Here is an 18,006-nt window from a genome sequence, read left to right on the forward strand (position 1 = left end):
AAATTCCAGTGTTGAATGAGTTATGTTGAATTCTTTCACCAGAGCCTGTTTTATCCTGTCCTTGAGTTTCTCAAGTTCATTCCACGCACTCATCTCGACAACCACACGGGCGTCGAGCGAGGCATCATGCTCACCCACCTGCCAAAAATGTACGGGGTGAAGTCGATAACTCCTTCTAAGTCTGATACTGCCCCAATGACGGAATCTGTGCCGATATCCTAGGGACTCCCCAGCATGAGTGTTCTGATGGTCCCGCCAATTTCTGTCAGGTCCAGGTAGAGAATATAGCTGGCCATGCCAATGGTGATTGCGGAATCAACCCAGCGCATGTCGTAGAGCAAGATAAGAGCTCCGCCTATAAACACTGCTATTGACGCAAACGCATCAGACAAGTTGTGTAAAACAACGCATGAATATTAACGCTGCCCTTCTGCATTGAGTAGGTCAGCAGCGCGCTCAACGCGTCCATTATCAGTGCAACAATGTAAGTCAGACTACCCAACACCCCTTGAGTTCCAGCGGATCTGGGAACCGCATGACACCCTCGTATATCAGGTAGGGCCCTATCATGATCAAGGTGGTGTATTTAACAGCGCAACACCTACCTTTATTCGCCCGTAGCCGAAGGTCAGCTTTTATTCAGCCGGGCGACGCGCAATCTTACGGGCCGCGAACGCGATAATCAGCGATGCCATGTCCCAGAAGTTATGTATAGCATCGGCAATCAGCGCCAAGCTGCCGGCAAAGTCCTTTCCGCGATCTGGACGAGAGTCAGGATGCCGTTTGCCCAGATGGCTACTGCAACCCGTTTATGCTTGGTTTCAGGGGGAATGTGAAATAGCTGTATACTGAAAAAGTGTGCTTTCCCTCATATAGGTTTCGAAGTAATGCGGGAAGAAGCGTTAATTGGTTGCTTCCAATGTTCGCATTGCGACCGTCCCGCATCTCAGGCAATTCCTAAAAAAAGCGGAAATTCTAGCCATAAACCGTTTAGGCGTGGTTCACAAGATACTTCGTCACTGCCAGTTTCCCGCGTTTTCACTATGAACCGGTCCGATCCCGGATGAGAGATGAATGAAAGGGTCGTTCTGTGAGGATTTTCAAATGTTCCTGATTATACTGGTCGCATGAAGCATTCTGAGATCGGCTTGCATATACGAACCTACGAGGATGAGGGAAAAAGCCACTCCCACGACCATCATCAACTGGTATTGCCGTTGGTGGGAACGTTATCTCTGTCGGTAGATGCCATCGAAGGGGAAGTGGCTCAGCATCGAGCGGCAATTATTCCCGCGGGAATTGGCCATGGGTATGCCGCGGCGCTGGACAAGCTACCTTGTTTCGTAGACTTGGATCCAGCATTGCTCCACTACATCCAGTTCCTTCACGCACAGCTCCATAATGGGACAGAGTCGGATTTTACCCAACATCAAATGCTACTCCTGCTGATTCAGTTGCTTCAGGAGCGCCATGGAAGTCAGCTGAAGCTGGACCGCAGAGTCCACGCCGCGAAACAATTTCTGGACGAACACTTCAACCGACCGCTGTCCTTGGCCGAGGCGGCTGCCGTGGCACATCTGAGCATTCGGCAGTTGAACGATCTGTTTCGGCGCCAGGTCGGCATGACGCCGCATCAATACCTCACAGAGATACGAATGAAAGAAGCTTGGCGGCTTTTGGAGCAGTCGGGGCTCAGCGTCCAGCGAGTTGCCGACGCTGTCGGCTATTCATCGTTATCGGCCTTTAGCGACCGGTTCAGAGCCCACTTCGGCAAAGCGCCCAGCCACTTCCGCCGTATTTCGAAATAGTTCCGCCAGGATTTGAAAGTTCCTCTCCTTCGCACTGGATACCCTTCTGAAATCATTCACCCGTGAGAATTTTGGGAGGGTTTCATGGCATCCGTTAACGCGGCAACCTGGATCGGGTCGATTTCCGTTCTGTTATGGGGCACTTTGGCATTGCTGACCAAGCTTTCCGGTGGCGAGATTCCAGAGTTCCAGCTCATGGCCATGACCTTCGGCATCGCTTTCCTGTTGATGTGCGGCCGTTGGGTCTTCTCGGGACATTCCGGTGCGCATTATTTACGGCAATCGCCGCTTGCATGGTGCATCGGCATCGTTGGTTTGTTCGGTTATCACTTTGCCTACTTCAAGGCCATGACACTGGCCCCGGCCGTTGAAGTCAGCCTGCTGGCTTACCTCTGGCCGCTGCTGATCGTCCTGCTGTCGGCCTTCCTGCCGGGCGAGAAACTACGAGCTCAGTACATCGTTGGGGCCCTGGTTGCCCTGGCAGGTTGTTGGTTGTTGATCAGCCGTAATGCCGACGGATTTGCCTGGGAAAACCTGCCGGGTTACCTGGTGGCTCTATCCTGTACTCTGATCTGGTCATCTTATTCCGTTCTTAGCAGACTGGTTCGCTCGGTACCGACCGATGCAGTGGGCTGGTTCTGCGGTGTTACGGCCATTCTGGCGTTGATTTGCCACCTTTTGTGGGAGGAAACGGTATGGCCAGAAGGCGTACTTCAATGGATTGGCGTGGTCGGACTGGGCCTCGGACCGGTGGGCGTAGCATTCTTCACCTGGGACCATGGTGTAAAACACGGAAACATCCAGTTACTGGGAACCCTGGCATACAGTGCGCCACTCATTTCAGTGATCCTTTTGATCCTTGCCGGATTCGGCGAGGCTACGGTTGCGGTGTTGAGTGCCAGCATTCTGATCGTCATTGGTTCTTTGATCGCGGGTCGTGCGAAAAGCTTGACGGTCGCCGAGCCAGAATTGTTAACAGACTAACTACGTCGAAGGAGCAGTGAGATGATTACTTGGGACGATTTCGAGAAGGTTGAACTGCGGATCGGGACCATCATTGACGTGAAGGATTTTCCCGAGGCGCGCAAACCTGCTTATAAGTTGCGAGTGGATTTCGGGTCGGACATTGGTATTCGTAAATCGAGTGCACAGCTTACGAACCAATATGGCAAGGAGGATCTCATCGGCAAGCAGGTTCTTGCCGTCACCAATTTCCCGCCTAAACAGATCGGCCCTTTTTTGTCGGAGTGCCTGGTCACTGGCGTGCAGGCGGAGAAGGGCGCAGTTACCTTGGTAAGACCGGACGCGCAGGTGGATAACGGGGAACGCTTGTTCTGAGTTTCGGCGGCTTACACATCACAGGCCAACCGGTATTCGAGTCCAAGTGAGGGTGATGCATGGTACAGAGTCTCTTGTGCTGGCAATGGTGAGCGGAAAGCTCACCGTTGCAGCGCTCCAATGCACTTCCCTCCGATTCGCGGATCCAAAATAGCCGCAAAGCTCCGCGTAATCGTCAAATCCAAATGTCCGCTTTGCGACCTAACCGAACGATGAATTGTTGGCTAGAGGAGAGCAGGTTAGGTGCCCGTTAGTACGATGTCTGTTGTGATAAACCGGGACAGATTTATTTTCCCGGACCGTCGGTAACAAATTCATAGATGAATTTGGAAAAATAGACCTGTCCCGGTTTTGCTAAGATCATGACTCCCAGTTCCTGAGTGAACAGTGCAGACACGGAGCCAGCATGAAGTATTTTGCCTACGGATCGAATATGTCACTCCTCAGATTAAGAGCGAGGGTTCCAAACGCGGAGCGAATCGGTATGTTCACGCTGGTTGAGCATGCCCTTCGGTTTCATAAGTGGAGCAGGAAAGACCAATCCGCAAAATGCGACGCACTGTTTACCGGCAATCCGGAGGACTTCGTCATTGGCGCACTGTTTGAGATACCGCGTGACGAGAAAGGCCCGCTGGACAGGGCTGAGGGTTTGGGCTTCGGTTACGACGAAAAGCGGGTCACTGTTACGGATGCTTTCGGCAATTCCATTGACGCTTTTACCTACTTTGCAACGTCAACGGATCCATCTTTGCTGCCTCACTCCTGGTATTTGAATCACGTTATCGTTGGTGCGAAAGAAACCGGCGTTCCCGCTGACTACCTCGATGCCATTTCAGCCACGCGAAGCCAGGAAGACCCTGATCGAAAACGGGATGCGAGAGAGCGGGCCATCTACGATTAAAAGCGCCTCGCCAGGGTCTAAAAAATAGGATCGCCCGTTGCCTTGACGGCATAGAACAGGCAATCGCTCTTCGCAATCACCGGGTTGGTGGTGATCATGAAGGTCTTGATGGCCTGGGCAGGGTAGATTCGCCCATCCCGGATTTGCAGTACCTGTTCCATGTTCTCGGCCCGGTTGTGGCTGATGGCCGTGAGCACGTCCAGGCCTTTTTGCCCAACCCATCCGAGAGGCTCATCCGGCGACACAATCCCGAAATTGCGGTGTTCGATGTCGGGCGGAAACGTGAGGTCCGCCTGTCCGCTGGGCGTTAATCGGTACTCGATCGTCGCATCGGGTGCCAATTCCACCCGAATCGGATTGCGCAGTACCGCAACGTTCCATTCCGTTTTTTCCAGCGATAGCACGTCAGATTGCGAGGCATACCGAACAAGCCCTTCGTACGCCAGTTGGTGCGCGTGATCATCCTGAGCCCCGCCACACTCGATGGTCACCGTGGGCACCTCCTGTTCGGAATATTCCATCAGTGCCCCCAGGCGAAGATCGGTCATGATCAGCCGGTCGGTAAAGAGCGACGCCAGCGCTTGATGGGCAGCATCGTTGGTGATGGTCACAGCGAAGGCAGGGCCGGTGCCGGAGGTGTTGTGCACGTCCAGCAGGCACTCAGGGTTGGCGGTCTGAAGCTCGGCCAGCATGGCCTTGGCAATGTCGCCTTCTTCGCCTTCAAACGGCTCTTTGAAGCACCGGTTCAGATCACGCCCGCCGGGCACCTGGCGCAGCGACAATACCGGCGGGATTTTCGCGGGGTGGACGCCGCCCAGAAGGAACAGCAGGTTGACCTCCGGGGTGTGCTGCTCCAGTAGCCATCGGTGAATCGCGAACAGCCCTGAGGGTTCGTTGCCGTGAAGCAGCGTTGCCATGGCCCGGGTTCTTGACGGATCGCGGCCAGCAACGCGAATCACCGTGGGCCGTTGCAGCCGGTCCAGCCACTCCAGGGGCGCGCGGCCCAGGGTCTGGGGTGACGGGTTGTTGAGATAATCAAAGATGTTCGAGTGGCTCATGGTGACAAGGTCCATTCGTGCAATGGTGTGTTTGTCTTCTGATTGCCCATGTAGAGAGACAGCATACTCTTGAACGCCTCGTCGGGAGTCTGGGACCGGAAAAAAGACTCGGTGATCTGGCGCTGCCAGCGGGCGCCCGTCATCCTGGTTTGAATGCGGCCTTCGATGATTCCGAGCAGGCGGTGGATCTCCGCCTCGTCCACCGCGGTTCGTTGCAAGGCTTCCCGGGCGCGCGGCAGCAGGTCACGGGCAACGTTCAACAGGGGGGTATCCTGTAACTGTACCTGGTCTTTGTGGGGCCAGATAATGTCTGCACCGATGCCGTATTTGGCGGCACGATAGAAATTGTGTTCGGTGTAGTGAAAGGGAAGTATCGACGTGAGGTGACGTATATCCTCGAGCACCGCCAACGCCGCCCCGATCACGAATAGCCCGTTCGCGCACATATCCACGGCCGTTGGCCCGGCCGGCATGGACCGAATCTCAATGCGCAGGTGGCCGCCGTCTGTGTGATCGAAGATGGCCCGGTTCCAGGGCCACGTAGTGCCGTGGTGCAGTCGCAGTGCGGCCAGTTCCGGTACCTCTCCCCGATCAATCACCGCCATCGGATCTTCTTCCGACATCAATGGAAGGATGGGGGGATACAGGGAGGCCGAGGCCGCAAACAGTTCCCAGGCGCTGCGCGCCCAGCCGTTGCCGTAATAGACCCGTGGCGGGTGTTTCCAGGTTCTGTGATTGGGCGACCGGCTGTCGACGGACTGTTTGAACAGGGCGATGCGGGTTTCGTCCCAGAGGTGGTGGCCGAACAGGCTGGGCGAATTGCTGGCCAGAGCCAGCGCAATGGGCGTCACCAGCTGCACGGCGTTGAAGTAGTCGGCAAAGCGGTGGGCAGGAACGCGCCAGTGCAGTTGGAACGAGGTGTTCGCCCCTTCCATGGTGACGTCGTCTGATTCCAGGTCGATGACGTCATTGCCACCGATATGGATGCTGAAGGGCTCTCCCCGTTGCTGGAGCAATGCATTGGATAGCGCGTGGTAGCGGGGTTCGTCTGTCATCACTTTCGCGCCCATATCGGACTGGCGCAAGGTAGGTAGAATGCCGATGGGGACCAGTTCGCCATTCAATGGGGCGGCGTGCTGGTTGATTCGCTGCATGGCCTCGAGCAGTTCCTGCTCGGTTCTGGCAAAGGGGGTGCCTTTGAAGGCCTGGGGGCTGAGGTTGTATTCAAGATTGAAGCGATTGAGCTCAACCGTCAGTTGCGGATCCTGAACGCTGGCGGCGATTTCTGTGTTGATCGGCTGAACACGCAGGTCCGGGTTAACGATGTAGAACTCGACTTCGGCCCCAATGGAAGATTCTCCTTCACCAAAGCCGGGCCGGCCTAGAAGGCGGGTGAGTGCGGTCAGGTCCGTTCGCACCTTGGCCGCAAACCGGTCAAATTCTTCCGGTGTAAATTCCGATTGTTGTATCGACAGTCCCATAGCGGTTGTGTCTTTGGCGCTGGCTTACTTTGATAGTAGCGGAAATGAAGGGTGCGCGAGTGACTGATCGAAGGGTAAAAGCGATATGAGTAAGGGCTAAAAACCGCGCGTTTGATCCTTAAGGTCGTTACCCCAGTGTGTTGGGTGAGATTATTGAAGCCAAGGACTATGATGTATGTCACTCAGTGCCAGGCAGCAATCAATTGTTGAGGGGAGAACGCTATGGCAGGCGGATGGTCGCGGGATGGTGCCGTTCAGGATCAGATTGACGCGAGTATTGATGACGAAGTAAAACGTGCCCGGAGCCAGCTCAGCGGTGGCGAGAGCGCCGTCGATTGTGATGAATGCGGCCGCGCTATTCCTGAAGCCCGCCGCAAGGCTATTCCGGGGGTGAGGCTTTGTATTGCCTGCCAGTCTGCCCGCGAAGAACAGCAGTCGACGTCGCGAGGGATTAATCGACGGGGCAGCAAAGATAGCCAGTTGAGGTGACTTCCTTTCCTGCGAAAAGCGGTTTGGGGTGTCTCTGGTACTGTTTTTCTGATCAGCTTCGTTTCTCGGCGTTTGTTCACACCCGATCAATAATCCCATACAACGCATCCAACCCATCCGTCAGCGCCGCCATGACCGCGACGGCTAGCGAGCTGAAGCGATGTGGAAGCCGGAACAAACTTATTTCATGCACTCTGTTTTTTGGCGTTATCAGCCCATGTCGAAAAATATCAATCAACCAAGAGCTATCAAACAGACATGACGAGAAAGACATTAGGTTTAACCGGAACACGAAATAAAGACCCTAAACCAGTGGCTGAGAAAGCCGAAGCTTTGGTTGAGATGAAGGCTGATCCACAAAAACGTTTTCTAAACGGTGTGGCGATTAATCCAGCGCCGGCGATTCGTTTGGAGTCAGGTTCAGAAAAACTCACGGTTCGTGCGATGGATTTGATCACGCCGATTGGCATGGGGCAGCGAGGTTTGATCGTTGCACCGCCGGGGTCTGGAAAATCGACGATTTTAAAAGACATTTGTCAGGCGGTGGGAAAGGCGTATCCCGACATTAAACTTTACGCGTTATTGATCGATGAGCGACCCGAAGAGGTTACTGATTTCAGGCGTAGCGTCCCGGCTGAGGTCCACGCTTCTTCTGATGAAAGCTATGCTCATCACGTTCGCGTTGCCGATGAGCTTCTTGATATCGCCCGCCAACAAGCCGGCGAAGGTCACAACGTGATGATTGTGATTGATTCTCTCACGAGGCTTTCGCGTGTGCATAATGCGGAGCGCAAGGGCAGCGGCCGCACCATGTCGGGCGGGATGGATGCGCGAGCGATGGAGATCCCGCGCAGGTTGTTTGGCGCGGCACGAAACATTGAGAATGGCGGCTCGCTGACCATTTTGGCCACCGTTCTGGTGGATACCGGCAGCCGTATGGACCAGGTGATATTTGAGGAATTCAAGGGCACGGGGAACATGGAGCTGGTTCTATCCAGAGACGTTGCGACCCAGCGAATCTTCCCCGCGCTGGATATTTCGAAAAGCAGTACCCGCCGCGAAGAGCTGCTGTTAGATCCGAAATATTTAAGCAAAGTAAGAGTGTTGCGCCGGGCGCTTGGCGGCCTCAAACCGTTAGAGGGCGCGAGAAAGCTGGTTGAGTTGCTTGAGATGTACCCCACAAATGCCGAGCTTCTGAACAGCATTAGTGACTAAGCGAAGGAGAAAAGTGATATGAGCACCGCTTCAGCGGCCTATCCAATCGGCACACCCGGCATTCCCTGGGGCGAAGCGGAACGTGCCCAGTGGCTGTCACGGCAGACCCGTCAACGCAGTTACGATTCCGACGTGTTGAGCGTGATCGAGCGTCTGTGTTCGCGCTTCGACGTGCAAGAGTATGGCCGTCTGGAATACGGCCCGGACGTTTACCCGCTGATGGCAATCCGCAGCCGCGACTGGCGTGCCGATCGGCCGGTGGTGCTGATTACGGGCGGCGTGCATGGCTATGAAACCAGCGGTGTCCATGGAGCGCTGCAGTTCGTGGAGCAACATGCACTGGATTATGCGCGCCGTGTAAACCTGCTGGTCGCGCCTTGCGTCAGCCCCTGGGCTTACGAGCGTATTCATCGTTGGAACGCGAACGCGATTGATCCCAACCGCTCGTTTCGTAATGACGGCCAGGCCGGGGAGTCTGCGGCGCTCATGCAACTGGTCGCTTCGATAGACGAGCCAATACTGCTACACATCGACCTGCACGAGACCACCGATACCGACGAATCCGAGTTCCGCCCAGCCCTTGCGGCCCGTGACGGCAAACCGTTTGAACCGTGTGACATTCCAGACGGCTTCTATCTGGTGGATGACACCGAGAGCCCGCAGCCTGAATTCCAGCAGGCAGTGATTGAGGCGGTGGAGAAGATCACCCATATCGCGCCGGCGGATGACAAGGGCGAGATTCTCGGCTCGCCGGCGGCCGCCCGGGGCGTTATTCAGTATCCGCTGGCGCAGCTTGGCCTTTGCACCAGCATGACCAACGCTCGCTACAGAACCACCACCGAGGTATACCCGGACAGCGACCGAGCGACCCCGGAGCAATGCAATGCCGCGCAGGTTGCCGCGGTGTGTGCGGCGATTGACTATGCGTTGTCAGCAGGGAAGCCGTAACCCAGATGTTTAAGCCGAGTTGTTACAGCTGTCGGAAGAAGTTTGAGCCATCTGCGCTGAGGGTTTCTTACTCAAAAAACTACTGCGAGGGCTGCGGTGTGGGGTTGTTTGGTGAGGATTTCTTCAACTTCGCCCCCAAACCAGCCCCAACTACTCAGAAGAACCTGGTTGTTCATGGTGCTGTGGTGCTTCTTGCGAGTGCTTTTTTCTTGTTATGGCTGTCGATTGGCGGGTTGTGGCGGCCGTTGGCTCAGGTAGGAGCGAGCTGTTCGGACTCCAGGATGATGACTCCTGGCGCTCCCGCCACTTCGCGTAAGAGTGCGGCAGCGATGGTGGCGGCGCTGACCGGGCGATAGCGTTTCGGAATGATGGGTGCCAGCAGACGGCTGGTGATCAGGCCCATTTTTTCGGCTGGGCGGCTGTGTTCCCGCTCGGCATCGATCAGCGACGGTCTTGCCAGTACCACGCGCTCAAAACCCATTCGGGCGACGGCCGACTCCACCTCGCCCTTGGTTTGTAGGTAAAAAGTCCGGCTTTTCTCGTTCGCGCCGAGCGACGAATTCAGCACAAACACGCTGGCCCCAGCGGCCCGGACTTGCGCTGCGCAGGCAAGTACCAGGTCGTGGTCAACCCGGTAAAAGGCCCGTTTTGAGCCAGCCTGTTTGAGTGTGGTGCCAAGGCAGCAGATAACGGCATCGACCGCCCACCAGTCGGCCTCCGGCAGTGGCAAATCAAACGGAATGACCGGGTTATGAACCTGCCCGGAGTTCGCCAGAGGCCGCCGTGTGGGCGCCACGATGGTTTCAAAGCGGCAGTCCTTCTGGGCCTGGTTCAGCACCTGGCTGCCAACGGCACCGGTGGCACCAAGGATCATCAGCTTCATCGGGAACTCCTTTTAGTGAGTGGTACCGGGCCTACCGGCGGAAATGGTATCCTCAGCTCCGACTGTGAAGTCTGTAAATCAAGCCAAAGTGCCGGCACCCGGTAGGTTACCTTCAATCCGAAGTTTGAGTATTACCCATGAGAATCATTATTCGTTATTTTTTCCGCGCTCTGCGCCTTATCCTGACGCCATTTATGCTGCTCAGCGAAAAACTCAGCACGCCCAAAGGCATCACCCGCAGTGCTGAACAGCAGGCCATCGTCGATGAGGCCAGTAAGGACCTCGCTCTGTATCAGTTCAAGGCCTGCCCATTCTGCATCAAGGTACGTAAAGAAATCGCCCGGCTGGGTCTGAACATTGAAACCCGGGACGCCCAGCATGACCCGCAGCACCGCTCTGCGCTGGAAGCTGGCGGTGGCCAGATCAAGGTGCCTTGCCTGAAGATTCGTCAGGATGACGGCAGTGAGCAATGGCTGTACGAGTCTGATGACATCAAGGCCTGGCTGCAGGAACGATTCGAGCCGTGTGCAGTAAGCCGGGCATGATTGCCCAGAGTAGCCCTGATGTACCTGTTGACGGCAAATCTTTTGCCCGAGAGGGTTAATCCTGCAACACACAATGCTCAAGGAGGAGTAACGTGCTTATCAAATATTTCCAGGGTCACAAAAAGGCACTCACTCTGTGCGGGGGTGTCCTGGTGATCGCCCTGACGCTGTACCCGATGATCTATCGCACCTGGGCTTTTGGTTCGGATGCCTGGGGCCTGTCCGTCATAGCGGTTCTTGATCCCGAAGAAGTGCCGTGGAGCCCCTCGGATTTCAACAGTCTGGCGATCCGTCCTGCAGTGGCTTATTGGCTTCTGACCCATTTCGACTGGCCCTATGAACGCTGCGGTAGGGCAATGACTGCGATGGATGGCTGTTCGCAACCTTTGATCAATTTCGTGGGCACGACGTTGGATGCGCACGAATCTGATTCGGTCATGACGCGCCGAGGCTACGGGTTACTCCGACATTTTGCGGCAAGGGGCGAGCCGATTAACGGCTATTACAAAGGGTTTACACCGGTACATGAAGCCGTTCTCTATGCCAATGTGGACTACCTTCGCGCTTTGCTGGAGCTGGGTGCGGACCCGAACCTGCCGATTGATATGCCGGAAAAGGACTACCACGGCTTTGACGCGTTTGAATTCGCGACGTTTTTGGAGTCCCGTAATCAAGAAATTTATCTGGATATCCAGGCAGAGCTTGAAGCGTTATATGAGCTTGGCGAGAGTGGAGAGCGGGAGATGCCTGTAGTAACCCCTTAATACCCGCCCGGCCATCGCCGCTGCTACTGTTTCCTGACCTGGAAACACAAGCACAAGGAGACAGCCATGAGCGGGAAGAAGATTCTGATGATTACCGGTGATTTCACCGAAGACTACGAAACCATGGTGCCGTTCCAGGCACTGCAGGCCGTTGGCCATACGGTTCACGCCGTTTGCCCGGACAAAAAGGCGGGTGACACGGTCGCCACCGCCATTCATGATTTTGAGGGCGACCAGACCTACACTGAAAAGCCCGGCCACCGGTTTGCCCTGAATGCAGACTTTGACGGACTGGACCCCGCGAATTACGACGCCTTGGTGGTACCCGGCGGCCGCGCTCCCGAGTACCTGCGGCTCAACAAGGATGTGCAGAATCTGGTTCGCCATTTCTTCGAAACCAACAAGCCGGTGGCCGCGATCTGCCACGGCGCTCAGTTATTGGCCGCAGCGGGGGTTCTGGAGGGCCGTAAGTGCTCTGCCTATCCGGCCTGCCAGCCGGAAGTGGAGCTGGCCGGTGGTACCTTTGCTGCTATCGAGGTTGATCAGGCGGTCACCGATGCTAATCTGGTAACAGCACCTGCGTGGCCTGCCCATCCGGCCTGGCTTGCACAGTTCTTCAAATTGCTGGATCAGTAACTCTGCAGGCGCCAGGCCGCTGGCTCCTTGGCACACTCAAGTGCCATCAATCAATCTCGGGGAGGCCGTCATGTGCAAGCTCTTTATCAACGCCGATTCGGAGCTTTGGGTCAGCCGGACCCACTCCTTGCGTATTGACGGCATGGTCACCAGTGTGCGGATGGAAAACGCCTTTTGGCAGGTACTGTCGGAGCTGGCTGAGCGGGATGGTATGAATCTGCCGCAGATGATCACCCGGCTTTATCACGAGTCCATTGATGCCGGCCATGATCTTGGCAATTTCACATCCTTCCTTCGGGTCTGCGCGTTGCGCTATCTTGAGCTACAACTGAGTGGCGACGTGCCGAGGGATACCCGGGTGCCAATCGCTTCGCTGGATGCAGACCGTATTCTTGCTGGTAAACGCGGTAAATCGGCAACACCGAAAGTCGTGAGCAAGGCAAGCCACTGACTGTGTGACCGTTGGCGAGGCGATCCCGATTGCCTTATTCGCGGATAAAGCCGTCGATCATCAGGTATCGGTCTTGTCCTGTGCGATTACCCTCGAGTAAACACCAACATTTCGTTGTTAGCCGGCATTGCATAGTCTTCTCGCAGCACCAGGCCAACCTCCGTGGCCAGCGCAGACACGTCTTCGATATCGCGAATGCCCATGTGGGGCGCGTTGGATTTCAGCGACTGGTCGAACGCCTGGTTGCTTTCGCTGGTGAATTTGCCCTCGTGCTTGAACGGTCCGTACAGGCAAAACGCGCCGTCTTCTGGCAGGCCTGCTCCGATGCCCCGGAACATCTGTTCCACTTCTGTCCACGACATGATGTGGGCCGTGTTAGCCGAGAACGCCCACCTGAATGCCTGCGAGGGCCACGGGGTGGTGCTCACGTCCAACTCACGCATGGGGAGTATGTTGGGCAATGCCGCCTGTTCCAGCCGGGCAATCGCCAGGTGCGCGGCCCTGGGGTGGTCCGTTGGTTGCCACTGCAGGTGGGGCATGGCCGCTGCGAAATGCACGGCGTGCTGACCGGTGCCGGTTCCTATCTCCAGCACGGTGCCCGGTGCATTGAAGATCTCGCGCAGTCTTTCCAGTATGGGGCTTTTATTGTTTTCGCAGGCTTGGGAAAAGGGCAGGTGGGTGGTCATCAGTGCGTCTCCTTTTCCGGAACGGTATCATAAAACCGTGTTCGGCCAATGAGGCCGGTATAATTGAACCACTACAGAAAGCACAAGCGTTGGGGCTTTGCCGATCGATCTATTAGTAAAAGGAAATACGGATGATTCTAGGATGGGTGGTAGCCGGTACCGTTGGTCAGGTTCTACTGGCGTACATGATGTTTATGTTGGTGGTTTTTGGATTCAGTGCGATAGGTAACTCCCACCGACCCACGCCGTTTGACTTTTCGGTGTTGGACTCCGCCATGTATTCCGTGCCGGCAAGCTGCATTGTCAGTGCTGTCGTTGTGATTGTGCTATATCGAATGGGGGCGGGTAAGTTAGCGTACCTTTGGTACACGGCACCGTTGTTCTTGTTTTCGGGGTACTTGGTATACATCAAGCTGTTTATTGAGCGAGAAGCTTAACGGCAGTTGGTAGCCAGCGCATAGGTTATATAGCGGCCGTTTTTGTTGATCATTTCGCGTTCGTGCTGGCTTGCAATATCATGCTTGAACGGCTCTAGCCCGAGGTGTTTGCGGGTTGCGCGCCTGGCATTGCTGTCGAATTCTTTTTTCATCAGTTCAAGGTTGCTGCACGATTCATTCAGGTAGCGCTTCTCAGGCACATACACTTCAAAACCGTCACTGGAAACAAAGTTTTGAGACGCGCATCCATAAGACAGCAGCGCCATCAGAAGAACAATGCTGAATTTAGAAAGTGAACACATTTTCGCAGATGAAACCTTTATCAACATCGGTTATGGCAACTCCGGGCGGCATAAACATTTGTGTGGTGAACAGCACGTTTGAGCCTTGCTGCTCAAAGATGACCTTATTGACAATAAACCGATCCATATCCACATTGATGGACAGGTTTCCTGTGATGTCGCTCTTGCTCAGGCTTGTTGGGCTGGCAATGTGAAACTCGACATAGTCGGAGAAAACGACCGTGTCGTACACGTAGTAGTATTCCGTTGTTTTAGCCGTATTTGCATATGACTGATAGAGATCGTTCATGTCGACGTTCTCAAACACCACCTGATACTGAACTATGTTTCCGCCATCACCCGAGAATGCACCGGCATGGTTGCCGATGACCAGCTTGTCTGTGCAACCGGGCAGCCCGAGTGGATCGAGTGTGACGTCCAGAGCAACTTTACTGTCACTGGTTTTGCTGTTTTCGAGTTCGATCCAGAAGCGGCTGGAACGATAGCCATTTTTCTCGACCAGTATGTCGTAATCACCCGGGGGCAGTTTTATCCCATCCCTATACTTGGGGCCGATATTCATAATCTTGATATCAGGGTTGTCGACATTGGTGTTTACGCTCAACTCGTGGGTCTCCGGGGTGGTATTTGCCAAAGCCCTGGTTGCCCCCGCAGAGGCTACAGCTGAAACGCCCTCTCGCAAGCTGGAACGCACGGCATCTTTTAATTTGGTCTCCGGAAACTTGATTTTCGTCGGCTCGATGAGCTCATGCACCTGTTGGAACACGGCTCTTGCTGCTTTGGGGAACGGAATCGCCTCGAAAATTTGCCGACCGGCACTGATCAATGAGGCGGAGTAACTGTAAACCCCAATCGAGAGAAGGGCGCATAGAATCAGAAATCTAACCATTGTTTAAAAACCAATCGTAGGCATCGTTGAAAATAAACAGGGAGATGCTATCTGCCGTCGGATAGCCCGCGATTAGGCCTTCCATCCGCAGGCGGCCGTACAGTAGGGCGCTGAATAGACCGACGAGTCCTCCCAGCATGACGGTGCAAGCGCCGACGTAAAAGGTCTTGGACAGCGGGTCTGCTACCGGTTGCCGACCTTGCGCTATGCGCTTCTCGATATAAGTCTCCGCAATGATCACGAACGCGACGATAGATAACAGGTACTCGATTGATGACAGATCGATACCAGGCAGTAATCCGATCAACAATGACAAAATCACACCCAATACCAACGACGCCGGAAAGGCGAGTGCCTGGGAATAGGAGAAAGCTGTTTCTTCGCGATGCCAGAAGGTTAGTGAGCTCACGCCCCAGACCAACGGCAGCGCTAGCAACATTAGGGCGTCAATGATGATTTCTGAGGCTAGATCGAATCGAACTTTACGTGAAAATGCCAGCACGACGATCAGGGTGACAATCCAGGCAAGAATACTTTCGGTGATCTTCAGGGCTACTTTCATGGCTATTTTGTAGTCAGGAACGCGGTATGCGCGCGAAAAAGATCGCGGCAGTTGTCATAGTTTTCGGGAGATTATCAGTAATTTCCTGTGCTTGCAGGGCGTTTTCTCGAACCCGGTGAGGTTTTTGCAGGGTTTTGCAATTGTGTTGCAGGGTTTTGCGTTTCTGCAGGCAGGGTCGCTGCTGAGTATAATGGTGCACTTTGTTCCGCTGCAGAGAATTCTGTTCCCACTGAATGGTTAAGCCCCTCCAAATGAACGCTCCTTTCAAGCTGCGGCCATACCAGCAAGAAGCTGTCGATGCCACCTTGAGGCATTTCCGAAAATCCGATGAATCGGCGGTTATTGTGCTGCCGACCGGTGCAGGCAAAAGCCTGGTCATCGCCGAATTGGCACGCCTTGCCAGACGCAAAATCCTGGTACTGACTCATGTGAAGGAGTTGGTTGAGCAGAATCACACCAAGTACCAGAGTTATGGGTTATCGGGCGGCATTTTTTCAGCAGGGCTGAAGCGTAAAGAAAACCAGCATCAGGTGACCTTTGCCAGTGTGCAGTCGGTCGCGGCGAACCTGGATCAATTCCGGGATGAGTACTCGCTGGTCATCATTGATGAGTGCCACCGGGTCAGCGGTGAAGAAACCAGCCAGTATCAACAAATCATTGACCTGCTAAAACAGCAGAACGACTCCCTCAAAGTGCTCGGGCTGACCGCCACGCCTTACCGCCTGGCTATGGGCTGGATCTATCGCTACCACTACCGGGGTTTTGTGCGGGGCACCGGTGAAGACCAGGATAAGCCATTCCAACACTGTATCTATGAACTGCCGTTGAGCTACATGATTAACCGGGGCTATCTCACTCGGCCGGAGTTGGTGAACGCGGCGGTGGCTCAATACGATTTCTCCGCGTTGGCTCAGGACCGCTTTGGCGAATACGCCGAGAAAGACGTCAATCAGCTGCTGAGCAAACACCAGCGGGTGACCCGCGCCATTATTGAGCAGGTGATGGAGCTGGCCACTGAGCGGAAAGGAGTGATGATTTTTGCGGCCACGGTGGATCATGCGAGGGAGATCACTGGCTATCTGCCGGAGCACGAAACCGCTCTGGTGACTGGCGCCACCAATATGAAAGATCGGGACCTGCTGATTCAGCGCTTCAAACAGCGGCAACTTAAGTATCTGGTGAATGTGTCGGTGCTCACCACCGGCTTTGATGCGCCCCATGTGGACTTTATCGCCATTCTTCGGCCTACGCAGTCGGTGAGTCTGTACCAGCAGATAGTGGGCCGCGGCCTGCGGTTGGACGAGGGCAAATACGATTGCCTGGTGATTGATTACGCGGGTAACCATGTGAATCTGCATCACCCGGAGGTGGGGGAGCCGAAACCGAACCCGGACAGTGAACCGGTGCAGGTGTTCTGCCCGGGCTGTGGGTTTGCCAACATCTTCTGGGGCAAAACCGATAGCGACGGCCGGGTGATCGAACACTACGGACGCCGTTGCCAGGGGCTGCTGGAGCCTGCGGATGGGGATAGCGCGCGTGCCCAACAATGTGACTACCGTTTCCGCTTCAAAGAGTGCCCGCACTGTGGTGGTGAGAATGACATTGCGGCCCGTAACTGCGGGCACTGTCATCTAGCGATTATTGATCCGGATGATCAGCTTCGGGATGCCCTGAAACTGAAGGATGCCATGGTGATTCGTTGTGCCGGGATCTCGATGAGTGCGGAAGCCTCTAAGCTGAGGATTACCTATCACGGTGAGGACGGCGAAGAGCTGAAGGAGTCTTTTGATTTCACCAAGCCTGCTCAGCGTTCCGTGTTCAACAAGCTGTTTGGCCGCAGGTTCGCTAATGGCCAGTCCCCAAGAACGTTCGGCAAGGCAGATGAGGTGCTTGAGATGCAAGCCCTGTTGCCGGCGCCGGATTTTGTGATCGCGCGGAAGCAGAAGCATTATTGGCGTGTGCAGGAGCGGGTGTTTGATTATCGGGGGCCGTATCGCAAGGCGAATGAGGTGAGAGGCCTTTAAAAAGTGAGCGGGCCGCCTTATGCGATCAGCCCGATAGATACCGGAGCCTGTCCGCCGGCTATAATGGCGTACTTTTAATCGTGGCGGAGAACCCTATGCCCATAGAAAAAAATCAAGTGGTCCTGTTTCATTACAACGTCAGTGATGAACAGGGCAACGTTGTTGAAACCTCCCGGGGCGGCCAGCCGAACGCGTACCTGCATGGCCATGGCGGCATTATCCGGGGCCTGGAAGAGGCTCTGGAAGGCCGCGAGGCTGGCGATACCTTCAGTGTTACCGTATCTCCGGATAAAGCCTACGGGCCTCGCAAGCCGGACGCCGTTCAGCGGGTGCCCATAAAGCACTTGATGGGTGCCAAGCGCTGGAAGCCGGGCATGGTTGCCCAGGTGCAAACCGAGCATGGCCGGCGCCATGTGGTTGTCGCCAAGGTTGGCCACAAGTTTGCCGATGTCGATACCAATCATCCGATGGCCGGCAAAACCCTGACCTTTGATATCGAAATCCTCGAAGTCCGCGCTGCCGATGCGGAAGAGTTAGCGCACGGCCACGCCCATGGGCCGGGTGGTCACCACTAAGGCGCCCCCATACT

The 18,006-nt window shown here is 55.2% G+C and carries 23 protein-coding genes; 14 read left to right on the plus strand and 9 right to left on the minus strand.

Annotated features, from left to right (window positions below; all coding sequences use genetic code 11):
• Positions 1-218: 218 nt before the first annotated feature.
• Positions 219-365 carry a hypothetical protein gene (locus QPL95_RS07755; protein ID WP_286895402.1) on the minus strand — a complete coding sequence of 49 codons (147 nt, stop codon included), beginning with the start codon at positions 363-365 and terminating at the stop codon, positions 219-221.
• Positions 366-635: 270 nt separating this feature from the next.
• Positions 636-695 (minus strand): hypothetical protein, encoded by a 60-nt coding sequence (locus QPL95_RS07760; protein ID WP_248185651.1) that lies wholly within the window; start codon positions 693-695, stop codon positions 636-638.
• A gap of 432 nt (positions 696-1,127) precedes the next feature.
• Here QPL95_RS07760 and QPL95_RS07765 point away from each other — a divergent pair, with 432 nt between their 5' ends.
• From QPL95_RS07765 to QPL95_RS07780, 4 genes are all read left to right on the plus strand, one after another.
• Complete coding sequence (locus QPL95_RS07765; RefSeq protein WP_303290414.1) at positions 1,128-1,808, plus strand: AraC family transcriptional regulator; 681 nt, start codon at positions 1,128-1,130, stop codon at positions 1,806-1,808.
• Positions 1,809-1,892: 84 nt separating this feature from the next.
• On the plus strand, positions 1,893-2,792 hold the full coding sequence (locus tag QPL95_RS07770) for a DMT family transporter (protein WP_303290415.1): 900 nt from the start codon (positions 1,893-1,895) through the stop codon (positions 2,790-2,792).
• A 21-nt stretch (positions 2,793-2,813) separates the two neighbouring features.
• Positions 2,814-3,146 carry a tRNA-binding protein gene (locus QPL95_RS07775; RefSeq protein ID WP_303290416.1) on the plus strand — a complete coding sequence of 111 codons (333 nt, stop codon included), beginning with the start codon at positions 2,814-2,816 and terminating at the stop codon, positions 3,144-3,146.
• A 406-nt stretch (positions 3,147-3,552) separates the two neighbouring features.
• The gene (locus tag QPL95_RS07780; protein ID WP_303290417.1) at positions 3,553-4,047 is read left to right on the plus strand and encodes a gamma-glutamylcyclotransferase family protein; all 495 of its coding nucleotides are present in this window, start codon (positions 3,553-3,555) and stop codon (positions 4,045-4,047) included.
• Between the two features lie 17 nt (positions 4,048-4,064).
• Here the strand turns inward: QPL95_RS07780 and QPL95_RS07785 are convergent, their stop codons facing one another.
• Together QPL95_RS07785 and QPL95_RS07790 are read right to left on the minus strand one after the other, a co-directional pair.
• Complete coding sequence (locus tag QPL95_RS07785; protein WP_303290418.1) at positions 4,065-5,105, minus strand: succinylglutamate desuccinylase; 1,041 nt, start codon at positions 5,103-5,105, stop codon at positions 4,065-4,067.
• On the minus strand, positions 5,102-6,586 hold the full coding sequence (locus tag QPL95_RS07790) for a hypothetical protein (protein WP_303290419.1): 1,485 nt from the start codon (positions 6,584-6,586) through the stop codon (positions 5,102-5,104). Before QPL95_RS07790 ends, QPL95_RS07785 begins: the two co-directional genes overlap by 4 nt.
• Before the next feature lie 222 nt (positions 6,587-6,808).
• On the opposite strand from QPL95_RS07790, the gene QPL95_RS07795 reads away from it, so the two are divergent.
• From QPL95_RS07795 to QPL95_RS07805, 3 genes are all read left to right on the plus strand, one after another.
• Complete coding sequence (locus tag QPL95_RS07795) at positions 6,809-7,075, plus strand: DksA/TraR family C4-type zinc finger protein (RefSeq protein ID WP_303290420.1); 267 nt, start codon at positions 6,809-6,811, stop codon at positions 7,073-7,075.
• A 162-nt stretch (positions 7,076-7,237) separates the two neighbouring features.
• A complete protein-coding gene (gene rho, locus QPL95_RS07800) occupies positions 7,238-8,290 on the plus strand; it encodes a transcription termination factor Rho (RefSeq protein ID WP_303290421.1) in 1,053 nt (350 codons plus the stop codon).
• A gap of 18 nt (positions 8,291-8,308) precedes the next feature.
• Complete coding sequence (locus tag QPL95_RS07805; RefSeq protein WP_303290422.1) at positions 8,309-9,238, plus strand: M14 family metallocarboxypeptidase; 930 nt, start codon at positions 8,309-8,311, stop codon at positions 9,236-9,238.
• A gap of 250 nt (positions 9,239-9,488) precedes the next feature.
• Here QPL95_RS07805 and QPL95_RS07810 read toward each other — a convergent pair whose 3' ends face one another.
• Positions 9,489-10,121: an NAD-dependent dehydratase gene (locus QPL95_RS07810; RefSeq protein WP_303290423.1), complete on the minus strand. Its 633-nt coding sequence runs from the start codon at positions 10,119-10,121 to the stop codon at positions 9,489-9,491.
• Positions 10,122-10,258: 137 nt separating this feature from the next.
• On the opposite strand from QPL95_RS07810, the gene QPL95_RS07815 reads away from it, so the two are divergent.
• The 4 genes from QPL95_RS07815 (at position 10,259) to QPL95_RS07830 (ending at position 12,517) form a co-directional block, all read left to right on the plus strand.
• On the plus strand, positions 10,259-10,666 hold the full coding sequence (locus QPL95_RS07815; protein ID WP_303290424.1) for a glutaredoxin: 408 nt from the start codon (positions 10,259-10,261) through the stop codon (positions 10,664-10,666).
• 92 nt (positions 10,667-10,758) lie between these two features.
• A complete protein-coding gene (locus QPL95_RS07820; RefSeq protein WP_303290425.1) occupies positions 10,759-11,430 on the plus strand; it encodes an ankyrin repeat domain-containing protein in 672 nt (223 codons plus the stop codon).
• A 66-nt stretch (positions 11,431-11,496) separates the two neighbouring features.
• A complete protein-coding gene (locus QPL95_RS07825) occupies positions 11,497-12,066 on the plus strand; it encodes a DJ-1/PfpI family protein (RefSeq protein ID WP_064227501.1) in 570 nt (189 codons plus the stop codon).
• A 70-nt stretch (positions 12,067-12,136) separates the two neighbouring features.
• Complete coding sequence (locus QPL95_RS07830) at positions 12,137-12,517, plus strand: ribbon-helix-helix domain-containing protein (RefSeq protein ID WP_058092303.1); 381 nt, start codon at positions 12,137-12,139, stop codon at positions 12,515-12,517.
• Positions 12,518-12,603: 86 nt separating this feature from the next.
• Here QPL95_RS07830 and QPL95_RS07835 read toward each other — a convergent pair whose 3' ends face one another.
• On the minus strand, positions 12,604-13,203 hold the full coding sequence (locus QPL95_RS07835) for a DUF938 domain-containing protein (protein ID WP_303290426.1): 600 nt from the start codon (positions 13,201-13,203) through the stop codon (positions 12,604-12,606).
• A 131-nt stretch (positions 13,204-13,334) separates the two neighbouring features.
• On the opposite strand from QPL95_RS07835, the gene QPL95_RS07840 reads away from it, so the two are divergent.
• Positions 13,335-13,640: a hypothetical protein gene (locus tag QPL95_RS07840; protein WP_303290427.1), complete on the plus strand. Its 306-nt coding sequence runs from the start codon at positions 13,335-13,337 to the stop codon at positions 13,638-13,640.
• On the opposite strand, the gene QPL95_RS07845 is transcribed toward QPL95_RS07840, so the two are convergent.
• The 3 genes from QPL95_RS07845 to QPL95_RS07855 are packed head-to-tail and all read right to left on the minus strand — an operon-like array spanning position 13,637 to position 15,393.
• Positions 13,637-13,969 (minus strand): hypothetical protein, encoded by a 333-nt coding sequence (locus QPL95_RS07845; RefSeq protein WP_303290428.1) that lies wholly within the window; start codon positions 13,967-13,969, stop codon positions 13,637-13,639. The genes QPL95_RS07840 and QPL95_RS07845 overlap by 4 nt on opposite strands.
• The gene (locus QPL95_RS07850) at positions 13,926-14,831 is read right to left on the minus strand and encodes a hypothetical protein (protein ID WP_303290429.1); all 906 of its coding nucleotides are present in this window, start codon (positions 14,829-14,831) and stop codon (positions 13,926-13,928) included. Before QPL95_RS07850 ends, QPL95_RS07845 begins: the two co-directional genes overlap by 44 nt.
• Positions 14,824-15,393, minus strand: coding sequence for a hypothetical protein (locus QPL95_RS07855; RefSeq protein WP_303290430.1), 570 nt, complete (start codon positions 15,391-15,393; stop codon positions 14,824-14,826). Before QPL95_RS07855 ends, QPL95_RS07850 begins: the two co-directional genes overlap by 8 nt.
• A gap of 251 nt (positions 15,394-15,644) precedes the next feature.
• Between QPL95_RS07855 and QPL95_RS07860 the strand changes: the two genes are divergently transcribed.
• Positions 15,645-17,417, plus strand: coding sequence for a DEAD/DEAH box helicase (locus QPL95_RS07860; protein ID WP_303290431.1), 1,773 nt, complete (start codon positions 15,645-15,647; stop codon positions 17,415-17,417).
• A 95-nt stretch (positions 17,418-17,512) separates the two neighbouring features.
• Complete coding sequence (locus QPL95_RS07865; RefSeq protein ID WP_303290432.1) at positions 17,513-17,992, plus strand: peptidylprolyl isomerase; 480 nt, start codon at positions 17,513-17,515, stop codon at positions 17,990-17,992.
• Positions 17,993-18,006: the final 14 nt, after the last annotated feature.

Source organism: Marinobacter sp. SS5-14b, assembly GCF_030541005.1.
GTDB lineage: Bacteria > Pseudomonadota > Gammaproteobacteria > Pseudomonadales > Oleiphilaceae > Marinobacter.